Below are 12441 nucleotides of genomic sequence, written 5' to 3' on the forward strand. Positions count from 1 at the left end.
GCCGTGCCTCCCTAGCTGACCGGGCGGCCCCGCCAGGTGAGGCGGCGTCGCTTCCGCAGATGGTACGACCGCAGGGTCAACCAACCGAGGACCACGACCGACACGGGGTGTGCGAGCGCGTCGGGCCACCACCGACCCCCGGTCGCGCGGGCGGTGAGCGCCCGCCCGGCCACCCCCAGCAGGTATGCGATGAGCGCAACCATCGACACCCGGGGAGCTGTCCAGGCGAACCCCAGCGCGACCAGCGGCGGAGCGGTGTAGAGCAGCAGCAGCGCCGCCACCACGGCCGCCGCCGCGCTCGGGTGCCCGAACGACGCCCACAGCGACTTCGAGTACCCGTCGCGCAGTTGCGGCCAGTCGTCGTACATCCGGCAGGTCGCCAGCCGGGAGCCGTCGGCCAGGGCGATCCGACCCCCGGCCCGCTTGACCGCCCGGGCCAGCTCGACGTCCTCCAGGACCTTGTCGGCGACCGCGGCGTGCCCGCCGGCTGCGGTGTAGCCGGCCCGGTCCACCACCAGGAACTGCCCGCCCGCCGCGGCCAGTGACGGCCGCGGCGAGCGCTCCATCGCCCGCAGCGGCAGGAAGGTCAGCCAGAGCCACTGCAACAACGGCTGGACCAGCCGGTCGGCCGCCGTCGCCACCACGATCCGGGGGTACGGCGACAGCAGCGTCACCCGGGCGGCGCGCAGCTCGGTGACGGCCGCCGCCACGGCGTGCGGGGCGAGCACCACGTCGGCGTCGACGAAGACCAGCGCGGTGGCGTCCGGGTCGGTCCGGGTGGCGAGCTGCCAGCAGGCGTGCGGCTTGCCCAGCCAGCCCGGCGGCGGGGTCACCCCGCTGAGCAGGGTGACCCGGGGGTCGTCGCCGGCCACCGCGCGGACCACGTCGGCGGTGCCGTCGGTGGACCCGTCGTCCAGGACCACGACGCGCAGCCCGGGCACACCCCGCTGGGCGAGCAGGGCACGCAGGCAGGGCGTGACGCGGGTGGCCTCGTCGCGCAGCGGCAGCAGGACGGCCACCGACTCGCCGACCTCGTCCGGTGCGTCGGTGGGCCGGCGCAGCCAGCGGGCGGCGTTGACCCAGGTGTGCGCGGTCAACGCGGCGACGGAGACCAGCAGGGCGTACAGGACGGTCATCGGGTCGCGTCGACGCCGGTACGGTCCGGCTGGTGGTCCTCGCGGCGGGTCTCGCCAGCCCGGCGGGCGCGCAACAGGGCCACCGTCAGCGGCACGGCGGTGACCGCCATGCCGGCCGCGCCCCAGAGCGCCGACGCGGGCAGGTCCAGGAAGACCGCGTGGGCCAGGATGCTGGAAAAGTACGTCCACAGGTAGAGCGCGACCATCGGGTGGTCCCGTCGGTCGGTGTGCTCGACGGCCGGGCCGGCCAGCGGTCGCAGCGCGCTCATCAGCAGCACCGCGAAGAGCAGCCAGCCCAGGTAGTTGCTGACCGGGATGCCCGTCAGGCCGGGCAGCGCGGGGGTGGCGTCGCGCCACACCCAGTAGCCCTCGGCGACCATCTGCGGGTCGAGGAAGAGGTCCCAGGCGGCCAGCCCCAGCGCGGCCAGCGCGATCCTGCCCACCCACCGCCCGACCGTCGTGCCACCACCTGTCGTGCCACCGCCGGTCAGGCGGACCGCGGCCAGCCAGGCCGGCCAGGCCATCCAGGTCCAGGCCAGCGGGATGATCAGCGGTACGCCGGCCAGCTTGGGGCCCAGCTCGCCCGAGTAGTCGTAGCTGCCGAACGGCACACCGGTGGCCACCCCGATCGCCTCGATCGCGAACCCACCGCCGGTGGCCACCGCGACCAGTGCCGCCGCCACCCGAGGGCCCCGGCTGAGCAGCGCGTGGCCGACCGAGAGCAGCCAGCCGAGCACGACGGTGGCCACGGTGAGGCCGGCCCGGGTCGCGCCGGTGGTCAGCGGGTAGCAGATCTGGGCGAACACCAGGACGCCGAGCAGCGTCCAGGAGATCCGCCGGGTCATGACGCCGGGGGCTCGAGCGGCAGATCCCGACCGAGTACGCCGAAGGGCCGCTCGTCGCCGGGGAAGTGGAAGTCGCGCAGCACGTCGACGAAACCGAAGCGCCGGTACAGTCGCCAGGCCCGCGAGGTCTGCTCCTCGGCCTCCGGCGTGGACAGCAGCGTGGTGTCGCCCTCGGCCATCGTGAGCAGCGCCCGCAACTGGCCGGCGCCCAGGCCGTGCCCCTGCGCCGGCGGGCGTACGTGCAGCTCCACCACCTCGAAGCAGTGGGTGAGCCAGCGCTTGCGGGTCGGGCCGTCCAGCGCCCGGTGCACCTGGTCGTGCCACCACTGGCCGGAGCTGCCCAGATAGCCGTACCCGAAGCCGGCGAGGTGACCCTCACTGGTCAGGCTGGCCACGGCCCGGAAACCGGGTCGGCGGACGTGGGTGGCGATGTAGCCGCGCCGGGCCTCCAGCAGGTCGGTGCGGTATCCCATCGCCTCGCCGTAGACGGCGACCACGTCGTCCAGCCGTCGGACGAGATCGTCCGGCGTCCAGCGCACCAACCTCATGCCCGTCCACCCTTCACTGTCGCCTGGTCGCCGTCGGCGACCCACCCGAGGACCGTCCGGTCGCCGACCACGTCGCGTACCTCGAACCGGGCGAACAGCTCCTCGGCGTACCAGCCCGCGGTGGGGGTTCGCATGATCGCCGCCCGATGCTCCGGGTGACGGTACGCGAACGCCACCAGGTCCGTCGGGTCGCGCCACACACTGACCGTGCCCTGCCATCCCAGCGGGGCCTCACCGACGCCGAAGCGGGCCAGCAACCCGGGCGCGTCGCGCAGGGCGGCGGCCACCGGCGGGATCGCCCGCCAGAAGGTGGCCGCCCGGCGGGCCCGTAACCGGGCGCGGGTCAACGCCAGCACCGGACCGGTCACCCGACCGCCCGGCGGTTCGCCGAACGGTCGCTGACCGGACCACTCGCCCCGGCTGCTCAGCGGGCGCAGGTCGACCCGGGCCTGGGCGTGGGCGATCCGTGCCCAGGCACGCCCGACCGGCGAGTCGTCGAAGCCGGCCGCCGCGGCGGGGGAGTCCCAGACGGTCAGCGCCGCCCATCGGGTCAGGTCGGCGTCCCCCGGCCCGAAGCCGGTGCCGGTCCCGGTGCCCAGCAGCTTGCCGAACCGTACGCCCGGCAGGGCGCGCAGCCGGCGCGGGTCCACCGCCATCCGGGTCAGCGCCCGGGGCAGCGCGCTCCGGGCGGTCCGCCACACGTGCAGGGTGACCAGCTCCGGTACGGCGTCCTGTGCCGCCCGCACGTTCGGGTGTGGCTGCATCCCGTCATTCTTCCCGGTCCGCGTGTGCCGCTTCACCCCGGCACACGTCACAGCGAGTCCTGGCGCGTCACACGTTGCATTTTCGTCGGAGGGGAGGTGTACTGTCAGCAGCAGTTAGAACGAGTGTTCGATTGCCTCGAACGTTCGTTCCAACCAGCCGGAGCGCGGTGTTTCGCGGCACCAGCTCCGGCCCGGTGCGGCTCCGCGGGCCGCACCTGGGTTTCCGGGCAGTCGCGAGCCCGGTCCCATCAGGCAGGAGCGTCGCCCGCCGCCCACGACCCCCGGGCGGCGGGCGACGAACCCGCCGGTACGCCGGCCGGGTGTGGTGTGGGGAAGCATCCACACCCGGCCGGCCACCCCCGGTGCGTCTTCCTCCGCACCACCCGACCTCGGCGTCTCGCCGGCGGCACCACCGCCCCGGCTCACGCCCCGGCCATGTGGAGGAGACAGTCCATGCCGACCAACCCGGCTCAGGCACCGACGGTGCCGGCGCACGTGCTGCCGCACCGCACCCCTGCCCAGCTCCTCACCCTGGCCCGCCGCGGGCTGGTCGAGGCCGGCCAGACCCGACCCGACGGCCTGCGTTACGCGGCCGCCCACCTGGCGGCGCTGCGCGCGGCGGCCGCCCTGCTCGCCGCCCGGGCCCGCCCCGCCCCGAGCCGGCGCAACCGGATCACCAGCGTCTGGGTCCTGCTCTGCGCCGTCGCCCCCGAGCTCGACGAGTGGGCCCGTTTCTTCGCCGCCGGGGCCAGCAAGCGCGCCGCCGCCGAGGCCGGCATTCCCCGGGTGGTCAGCGCCCGGGAGGCCGACGATCTGCTCCGCGCCGCCGAACAGTTCGTCACGGTGGTGGAGACCGCGCTCGGCGTGGCCCACCAACCGGCCCTGGACGGCCTCGCGGCGTGAGACAGCCGTGACGCCGGCCGCCTGGAAGGGAAGCCGGGCGGCTGGCGTCACGGTGCGTCGGTCCTGATCTGTTCCACAGCAACGACGGGGGGTTGGTCCCATGGCGGGCCGCATGGTGGTCGGTTCCGCCGCGCTGGCCGATCTGGTACGCCCGGCGAGCGCACCCGATCCGGTCGGCGGGCACCGCGTGCTGCCGGTAGCGCCCGAACTGACCGGCCTGTTGCCCAACCGGGGCCTACGCCGGGGCAGCACGATCGCGGTCGCCACCGGTCAGCCCCGACGCAGTGGGGGCACCTCGCTGGTGCTCGCCCTGCTGGCCGAGGCGTCCCGGGCCGGTTCGTGGTGTGCGGTGGTCGGAGTGCCGACGTTCGGCGCGGGCGCGGCAGCCGAGCTGGGCATCTCCCTGGACCGGCTGGCCCTGGTGCCGAATCCGGGTCCCGAGTGGGCCACCGTGGTCGCCGCGCTGATCGACGGGGTGGACGTCGTGGTCACCGCCGTACCGGCCGCGGTCTCCGCCTCGGTCGCCACCCGGCTGGCCGCCCGGGCCCGGCAGCGCGGCAGCGTGCTCGTTCCGTACGGCCGCTGGGACGGCGCGGACGTGACGTTGCAGGTGGTCCGCGGGGTCTGGGAAGGGCTCGGCCAGGGCCGGGGGCGGCTGCGTCGCCGGGAGGTCACCGTGTCGGCGCGCGGGCGTGGAGCAGCCGCTCGTCCCAAGGAGATCAAGGTCTGGCTTCCCGGCGCCGAGCTCACCCGCGTCATCCCCCGGACGGTGCGGTCGAGCGTGGACCGACCGTCCGTACCGCTCGCCCTGGTCGGGTCGGGGTGACCGGCTCGCCGACCCGGACCCTGCTGCTGTGGTGCCCGGACTGGCCGGTGCTCGCCGCCGAGATCGTCGACGGGGTTCCGGCCACCGGTCCGGTCGCCGTGCTGCACGCCAACCGGGTGATCGCCTGCTCCGAGCGGGCCCGCGCCGACGGCGTACGCCGAGGGTTGCGCAAGCGGGAGGCGCAGGGCCGTTGCCCGCAGCTCACCGTCGTGGAGTACGACCCGGCCCGGGACGCCCGGGCGTTCGAGCCGGTGGTCGCCGCGCTGGAGGAACTGGTCGCCGGCGTCGAGGTGGTCCGTCCGGGGGCCTGTGCGGTTGCCGCCCGGGGCCCGAGTCGCTATCTCGGCGGCGAGGAGGCGGCCGCCGAACGACTCATCGAGCACGTCGCCCAGTCGTGTCTGGTGGAGAGCCAGGTGGGCATCGCCGACGGGGTGTTCGCCGCGGGGCTGGCCGCCCGAGCCGGCCAGGTGGTGCCGCCGGACGGGACGCCGGCGTTCCTGGCCGGGATGCCGGTCGAGGCGCTCGGTCGGTCCGCGCTGGCTGACCTGCTGCGCCGGCTGGGGGTGCGGACCCTCGGTCAGTTCGCCGCGCTACCGGCCGGCGACGTGCTGGCCCGATTCGGGTTCGACGGCGCGCTGGCCCACCGCCTCGCCGCCGGCCGGGACCACCGGCCGCTCGCCGTCCGGCAGCCGCCGGCGGACCTGACGGTGACCTCCGGGTACGACGAGCCGATCGACCGGGTCGACGCGGCGGCGTTCGCCGCCCGGGCCCTGGCCGAGCAGTTGCACGACCGGCTCGCCGGGCACGGGCTGGCCTGCACCCGGCTCGGCATCGAGGCGGTCACCGAGCACGGGCAGGAACTGCACCGGGTGTGGCGGCACGACGGTCTGCTCACCGCCGCCGCCATCGCCGACCGGGTGCGCTGGCAGCTCGACGGCTGGCTCTCCGGCAGCAACGGCCGCGCCGGTGCCCGACCGGCCCGCCCGACGGCCGGCATCATCCGACTGCGGCTGATCCCGGACGGGGTGATCGCACAGGGTGGCCTGCAGACCGGTCTCTGGGGGGAGACCGGCGAGGAACGGGAACGGGCGCACCGGGCATTGAGCCGGGTACAGGGCATCCTCGGTCCGGAAGCGGTGGTCACGGCGGTACTCGGTGGTGGACGTTCCCCGGCCGACCAGGTGCGACTCGTGCCGTGGGGCGACGAGCGGCTCCCCGGCCGCCCCGACGTTCCGCCGTGGCCGGGTCGGCTGCCGCCGCCCGCGCCGGCCGTGGTGCTGCCCAGCCCACTCGCCGCGACCGTGCACGACGCCGACGGCGAGCCGGTGGTGATCAGCGCGCGGTTGGCGGTGAGCGCCGCCCCGGCGCGGCTGGTGGTCGGTATCGGCCAGCCGGCGGAGATCGTGGGTTGGGCCGGGCCATGGCCGGTGGACGAGCGCTGGTGGGCGCCGACCGAGGCCCGCCGCCGAGCCCGGTTCCAGGTCAGCCTCGCCGACGGTGCCGCTCTGCTGCTCGCCGTGGAGGCCGGGCAGTGGCTGGTGGAGGCGATCTATGACTGAGCCGGGCCGGTCCATGACCGGCGTCGGTGGGACCGGCGTCGGTGGGGGAGCGGATGTCCCGATGAGCGTGATGACTCACAGGCATCTTGATGCCTGTGAGTCATCACGCTCATCGCACTCATCGCCGCCGGCGGTGCGGTCGCTGTCGTGCTCGGTCAGCGCGGCCGGAGCGGTTGGATGAGCTTCCACAACCCGAAGATGCCCTGGTCGGAGCTGGAACGCGTGCTCTCCGGCCGGGCCGGCGACACCCGGGCAGGTGGCAGTCGAGGGAGCAGAGGCGAGCGGCACCTGCACGTGGTGGACCCGCTCGCTGTGGACGCCGACGGCGGTGACTCCCCGGCCTGGAGCCGCCACCGCGAGCGGTACCAGCCGCCGGAGCTGGCCCGCCCCGACGGCGTGGTGCCCTACGCGGAGCTGCACGCGCACACCAACTTCAGCTTCCTCGACGGTGCCAGCCACCCGGAGGAGCTGGCCGAGGAGGCGGCCCGGCTGGGGCTCACCGCGCTCGCCGTCACCGACCACGACGGCTTCTACGGGGTGGTCCGCTTCGCCGAGGCGGCCCGTACGTTGGGTCTGCCGACCATCTTCGGCGCGGAGCTGTCCCTCGGACTGCCCGGCCCGCAGAACGGCGAACCCGACCCGCACGGCGCGCACCTGCTGGTGCTGGCGCACGGCCACGAGGGGTACGCCCGGCTGGCCACCACCATCGCCCGCGCCCAGCTACGCGGCGGGGAGAAGGGCCGCCCGGTCTACGGGGACCTGGAGGAGGTCGCCGCCGAGCTGCGTGACCACGTGCTGGTGCTGACCGGCTGCCGCAAGGGGCACGTGCCGGGTGCGCTGCTCACCGAGGGAGTGGACGCGGCGGCCCGCGAGCTGGACCGGCTGACCGCGCTCTTCGGCGCGGAGACGGTGGCCGTGGAGCTGACCGATCACGGGCATCCCGTCGACGCCGACCGCAACGACGCGCTCGCCGAGCTGGCCGCCGCCGCTGGGCTACCGACGGTGGCCAGCAACAACGTGCACTACGCCAGCCCCGGCCGGCGTCGGCTGGCGACCACTGTCGCCGCGGTACGAGCCCGGCGCAGCCTGGACGAGATCGACGGCTGGCTGCCCGCCGCGGCCACCGCCCACCTGCGCAGCGGCGCGGAGATGGCGGCCCGGTTCGCCGCGTACCCGGGTGCGGTGGCGCGGGCTGCCGAGTTCGGCGCCGAGCTGGCCTTCGACCTGCAACTGGTCGCGCCGCAGCTACCGGCGTACCCGGTGCCGCCGGGGCACACCGAGATGAGCTGGCTGCGCAAGCTGACCGCCGACGGGGCGCGGGAGCGCTACGGGCCGCCGCAGGCGCACCCGACGGCGTACGCGCAACTCGAGCACGAGCTCAACATGATCGAGGAGCTGGGCTTCCCCGGCTATTTCCTGGTGGTCTACGACATCGTCACGTTCTGCCGCGAGCAGGACATCTACTGCCAGGGTCGGGGATCGGCGGCCAACTCGGCGGTCTGCTACGCGCTGCGGATCACCAACGTGGACGCCGTCCGGCACCGGCTGCTCTTCGAGCGGTTCCTCGCTCCGGAGCGGGACGGCCCTCCGGACATCGACGTGGACATCGAGTCCGACCGGCGGGAGGAGGTGATCCAGCACGTCTACACCCGGTACGGCCGGGAGCACGCCGCGCAGGTCGCCAACGTCATCTCCTACCGGCCCCGGTCGGCGGTGCGGGACGTGGCCAAGGCGTTCGGCTTCTCACCCGGTCAGCAGGACGCGTGGAGCAAACAGATCGACAGGTGGGGTTCGGTCGCCACGGTCGACGTCGAGGGCATCCCGGAGCAGGTGGTGGAGTACGCCAACGAGCTGCAGACGTTCCCCCGGCACCTGGGCATCCACTCCGGGGGGATGGTGATCTGCGACCGGCCGGTGATCGAGGTCTGCCCGGTGGAGTGGGGGCGGATGCCCGGACGCAGCGTCCTGCAGTGGGACAAGGACGACTGCGCCGCCGTGGGCCTGGTGAAGTTCGACCTGCTCGGCCTCGGCATGCTCTCCGCGCTGCACTACGGCTACGACATGATCGGCATGAGTCTGGACCTCGGCGACATGACGCTTGACGACCCGGAGGTCTACGACATGCTCTGCCGGGCGGACTCGGTCGGGGTGTTCCAGGTGGAGAGCCGCGCCCAGATGGCCACCCTGCCCCGGCTCAAGCCCCGCGAGTTCTACGACCTGGTGGTCGAGGTGGCATTGATCCGTCCCGGCCCGATCCAGGGCGGTTCGGTGCACCCCTTCATCCGGCGTAAGAACGGCCAGGAACCGGTGACCTTCGCGCACCCGTTGATGCGCAACGCGCTGGAGAAGACCCTGGGCGTGCCGCTGTTCCAGGAGCAGTTGATGCAGCTCGCCATCGACCTGGCCGGTTTCGACGCGGCCGAGGCCGACCAGCTGCGCCGGGCGATGGGCGCCAAACGGTCGATCGAGCGGATGACCCGCATCGCCGACCGGCTCTACGCCGGGATGGCCGAGCGGGGCATCACCGGCGAGTTGGCCGACGACGTCTACCGCAAGCTCACCGCGTTCGCCAGCTACGGCTTTCCGGAGAGCCACGCGATGAGCTTCGCCTACCTGGTGTACGCCAGTTCGTGGCTCAAGCGCTACCACCCGGCGCCGTTCCTGGCGGCGCTGCTCAACGCCCAGCCGATGGGCTTCTACTCACCGCAGACCCTCGTCGACGACGCCCGCCGGCACGGGGTGGAGGTCCGCCGCCCGGACATCAACGCCAGCGGAGCCCTGGCGGTGCTGGAGTCCACCCCGGACACCCGATGGGGCAGCGAACCGGGGGAGCCGCCGCACGCCTGGGGGTTGGGCGGTCCGGCCGTCCGGCTGGGGCTGTCCAGCGTACGTACCCTCGGATCTGACGTGGCCGAGCGGATCGAGGCCGAGCGGACGGCCGGCGGGGCGTACCGCGACATGCCGGATCTGGCCCGGCGGGTCGGCCTCACCGCGGCGCAGCTGGAGGCGCTGGCCACCGCGGACGCCTTCGCCTGTTTCGGGTTGACCCGGAGGGAGGCGCTGTGGGCCGCCGGCGCGGCGGCCCAGGACCGACCGGGCCGGCTGCCCGGCACGGTGACCGGCGCGGCGGCGCCCGTGCTGCCCGGCATGGAGGCCGTGGATCGGTTGGTCGCCGACGTGTGGGCCACCGGGTTGTCGCCGGAGAGCCATCCGGCCCGGTTCATCCGGGGACAGCTCGACGTGCTCGGCGCGGTGCCGATCGCCCGACTCGGGCGGGTGGAACCGGGCCAGCGGATCAGGGTCGGCGGCATCGTCACGCACCGGCAGCGTCCGGCGACGGCCGGCGGGGTGACCTTCCTCAACCTGGAGGACGAGACCGGGATGCTGAATGTCACCTGCTCACCGGGGCTGTGGCAGCGCTACCGGCGGGTGGCCCGGACGAGCGCCGCGCTGGTGGTCCGGGGGCGACTGCAACGGCACGAGGGGGTGACCAACCTGGTCGCCGACCGGCTGGACGCGATCGAGCCGCCGGTCCGCCCCGCCTCCCGTGACTTCCGCTGATCCAGTGATTCACATTACGGTTTCTGGCGCCCGGGAGCGGGAGACTCGTCCTGAGCGGGCAGAGCGGCCCGTGATCCGTGAGGGGGACTGACAAGTGATGGGAAACCACGCGTACACCGGCGGTGGGATCGCCAACGCCCGACGGACCCGGCTGGGTACCGGCTGGATGCCGTCGCACCTCACCGACCCCCGCGAGTACGAGGTGACGAACGGTCCGGTGGCCAACGAGCGTCGATCCCGGGCTGAGGACGCGGTCGAGGGCACCGAGTCCTGACCACTAGGCTCGACCGGGTGGAGCAGACCCGAGGCCGGTTCGCCGCGCCGCCGCTGACCCCCCGGACCGCCGTGATCTGGTCGGTGCTGCGCGCCGAGCTGGACCGGCGCGGCGCCGCCGAGCTGACCGTGCTGGACGTCGGCGGCGGCACCGGCGGTTTCGCCGTCCCGCTGGCCCGGGCCGGGCACCGCGTCACCGTCGTCGACGCGAGCCCCGACGCGCTGGCCGCGCTCACCCGCCGGGCCGCCGAGGCCGGCGTCGCCGACCGGATCGTCGCCGTGCAGGGCGACGGCGACGCTCTCGCGGGGCTGGTCGAGCCGGCCGGCGTCGATCTGGTCCTCTGCCACGCCGTCCTGGAGGTCGTCGACGACCCGACGCCGGTGGTCGCCGCGCTGGCCACCGCACTGCGCCCGGGCGGCGCGGCGAGTGTCCTGGTGGCGGGTCGGGCCGCCGCCGTGCTGGGCCGCGCCATGAACGGGCACCTGGACGTCGCGGCCACGCTGGCCGCTGACCCGGCCGGCAGCGCCGGGCCGCGCGACACCCTGCGCCGCCGCTACGACGCCGCCACGGCCGGCGCGCTGCTCACCGCCGCCGGGCTGGAGGTCGAGGACATCCACGGTGTACGCGTGCTGGCCGACCTGCTGCCCGCCGCGGTGTCCGACGGACAGCCCGCAGCCCTGGTCGAGCTGGAACTGGCCCTGGCCGCCCAACCCCCCTACCGGGACCTGGCCGCCCAACTGCACCTGTTCGCCCGCCGACCGGCATGACCGGGCCGGTTCCGCCCGCCGACGGGCATCCGCCGGGTGGGGGTGGCCCGGCGGTCGACGTCGCCCCGCCGCTGACGATCCTCGCACCGGACCAGGCCGGCGGACGGCTCGCCGACGTGCTGCCCAGCGCGCTCGCCGTGCTCGGCGTGCCCGACTCGCCCGACCCGCTCGGGCTGGCGTCCGCCCTGGCCGGGGTACGCCGGATCGCCGTCCTGCTCGTCGACGGGCTCGGCTGGTACCAGGTGCCGACCGCCGCCCCGTACGCGCCGACCCTCGCCGGGTTGGCCGCGACGGTGGGTCGGCCGATCATCGCCGGGTTTCCGTCCACCACACCGACGAGCCTCGTGACGCTGGGCACCGGCGTCGCCCCCGGCGCGCACGGAGTGCTCGGCTTCACCGTGCGCGTGCCCGGCACCGACCGGGTCCTCACCCACACCGACTGGGCCGCCGACCCGCCACCGCTGCGCTGGCAACCGGTGCCCACCCAGCTCCAACGGGCCCGCGCCGCCGGTGTGACGACGACAGTGGTGAGCCGGCCGGAGTTCGGCGGCAGCGGGTTGACCCTGGCCGCCAACCGGGGCGGTGACTTCCGGGGCGCCGCCGGGGCCGACGAGGTGGCCGCCACCATGTTGGCCGCGCTGTCCGCCGGCGACGGGCCGACCCTGGTCTCCGGTTACCACGCCGACCTCGACCGGCACGGGCACCTCAGCGGGGTCGACTCGGGTCCGTGGCGAAGCGCCGCCGCCGAGGTGGACATGCTCCTCGCCCGGTTGGTCGACGGGCTGCCGTCGGACGCGGCGCTGCTGGTGACCGCCGACCACGGGCAACTCGACATCCCCGTGGCGCACCGCTTCGACCTGGACACCGATCCACGGCTGCGCGACGGGGTCCAGGTGGTGGCCGGCGAGGCCCGGGTGCGCTACCTGCACGCCCGGCCGGGCGCGGTCGACGACGTGGTGGCGGCCTGGTCGGCGGTGCTCGGTGACGCCGCCCGGGTGCGTACCCGTGGCGAGATGGTGGACACCGGCTGGTTCGGGCCGGTGCCCGAGGAACACCTGGGCCGGATCGGCGACGTGGTGGTGACGTGCAACGACACGTACGCCGTCATGGCCAGCCGCACCGAGCGGCCGATGGCGTCGAAGCTGGTGGCGTACCACGGCGCGGACACCGCCGCCGAGCTGACCGTGCCGCTGCTGGTCGTGCGGGGCTGACCGGCGCGCGGTCCGGCCCCTCGGCCGGTGGTGCTGTCGTACCCCCG

At 74.7% G+C, this 12441-nt stretch carries 11 protein-coding genes; 7 read left to right on the plus strand and 4 right to left on the minus strand.

Translation table 11 applies throughout. The features are described 5' to 3' along the window. Positions 1-11 precede the first annotated feature (11 nt). The 4 genes from ABZU91_RS09615 to ABZU91_RS09630 are packed head-to-tail and all read right to left on the minus strand — an operon-like array spanning position 12 to position 3293. Positions 12-1136, minus strand: coding sequence for a glycosyltransferase (locus ABZU91_RS09615; RefSeq protein WP_355236580.1), 1125 nt, complete (start codon positions 1134-1136; stop codon positions 12-14). After that, positions 1133-1981 (minus strand): carotenoid biosynthesis protein, encoded by an 849-nt coding sequence (locus tag ABZU91_RS09620; RefSeq protein WP_355236583.1) that lies wholly within the window; start codon positions 1979-1981, stop codon positions 1133-1135. The genes ABZU91_RS09615 and ABZU91_RS09620 overlap by 4 nt, the downstream gene beginning before the upstream one ends. Further along, on the minus strand, positions 1978-2529 hold the full coding sequence (locus ABZU91_RS09625; RefSeq protein WP_355236586.1) for a GNAT family N-acetyltransferase: 552 nt from the start codon (positions 2527-2529) through the stop codon (positions 1978-1980). The genes ABZU91_RS09620 and ABZU91_RS09625 overlap by 4 nt, the downstream gene beginning before the upstream one ends. Further along, a complete protein-coding gene (locus ABZU91_RS09630; RefSeq protein ID WP_355236589.1) occupies positions 2526-3293 on the minus strand; it encodes a monooxygenase in 768 nt (255 codons plus the stop codon). Before ABZU91_RS09630 ends, ABZU91_RS09625 begins: the two co-directional genes overlap by 4 nt. A 453-nt stretch (positions 3294-3746) precedes the next feature. On the opposite strand from ABZU91_RS09630, the gene ABZU91_RS09635 reads away from it, so the two are divergent. The 7 genes from ABZU91_RS09635 to ABZU91_RS09665 all read left to right on the plus strand — a co-directional run bounded on the left by ABZU91_RS09635 (position 3747) and on the right by ABZU91_RS09665 (position 12394). Continuing rightward, entirely contained in the window at positions 3747-4196 is a 450-nt protein-coding gene (locus ABZU91_RS09635; protein ID WP_234589090.1) for an SAV_6107 family HEPN domain-containing protein, read from the plus strand. A gap of 100 nt (positions 4197-4296) precedes the next feature. After that, positions 4297-5022, plus strand: coding sequence for a hypothetical protein (locus ABZU91_RS09640; protein WP_355236593.1), 726 nt, complete (start codon positions 4297-4299; stop codon positions 5020-5022). Beyond that, positions 5019-6581: a DNA polymerase Y family protein gene (locus ABZU91_RS09645; RefSeq protein WP_355236596.1), complete on the plus strand. Its 1563-nt coding sequence runs from the start codon at positions 5019-5021 to the stop codon at positions 6579-6581. Before ABZU91_RS09640 ends, ABZU91_RS09645 begins: the two co-directional genes overlap by 4 nt. A gap of 177 nt (positions 6582-6758) precedes the next feature. Continuing rightward, positions 6759-10142: an error-prone DNA polymerase gene (locus ABZU91_RS09650; protein ID WP_355236599.1), complete on the plus strand. Its 3384-nt coding sequence runs from the start codon at positions 6759-6761 to the stop codon at positions 10140-10142. Between the two features lie 94 nt (positions 10143-10236). Next, a complete protein-coding gene (locus tag ABZU91_RS09655; RefSeq protein WP_355236602.1) occupies positions 10237-10416 on the plus strand; it encodes a hypothetical protein in 180 nt (59 codons plus the stop codon). Then, positions 10413-11183: a methyltransferase domain-containing protein gene (locus tag ABZU91_RS09660; RefSeq protein WP_355236990.1), complete on the plus strand. Its 771-nt coding sequence runs from the start codon at positions 10413-10415 to the stop codon at positions 11181-11183. Before ABZU91_RS09655 ends, ABZU91_RS09660 begins: the two co-directional genes overlap by 4 nt. Further along, positions 11180-12394 (plus strand): nucleotide pyrophosphatase/phosphodiesterase family protein, encoded by a 1215-nt coding sequence (locus ABZU91_RS09665; protein WP_355236605.1) that lies wholly within the window; start codon positions 11180-11182, stop codon positions 12392-12394. Before ABZU91_RS09660 ends, ABZU91_RS09665 begins: the two co-directional genes overlap by 4 nt. Positions 12395-12441: the final 47 nt, after the last annotated feature.

The organism is Micromonospora sp. NPDC005174, from assembly GCF_040608495.1.
Lineage (GTDB): Bacteria > Actinomycetota > Actinomycetes > Mycobacteriales > Micromonosporaceae > Micromonospora.